At 49.1% G+C, this 330-nt stretch carries 1 protein-coding gene; it reads left to right on the forward strand.

Going from position 1 to position 330, the window contains the following annotated elements; genetic code table 11:
• On the forward strand, positions 1-330 hold a 330-nt coding region (locus V6259_RS19725; RefSeq protein WP_341585981.1), incomplete at both ends, for an IS66 family transposase.

The raw sequence follows: 330 nt of genomic DNA on the forward strand, positions 1-330 counted from the left end.
TCGTACAAAAAACCAGTGCTTATGAAGTGGTTATCACCAAACGCCAAGTGGTCAAACACAAAATCAGCAAACAGCTTATTACCGCGCCACAGCCGGATAGGATTTTTGACAGCTCTGTCGCGGATGTGAGTTTTATCGTTGGCTTACTGGTCAACAAGTTCCTGTATCATTTACCGCTCTATCGTCAACACCAACAACTTAGTGCTGCTGGGATCACCCTCAGCCGTGCGACGCTGACGAACCTCACCAAACGCGGGATCGAACTGTTACGACCCATTGTGGTAGAGCAACTGATCAGTGTGCTGGACAGCAAGGTACTGGCCATGGATG

It is taken from the genome of Marinomonas sp. TI.3.20, from assembly GCF_038155025.1.
Classification (GTDB): Bacteria; Pseudomonadota; Gammaproteobacteria; order Pseudomonadales; family Marinomonadaceae; genus Marinomonas; species Marinomonas flavescens.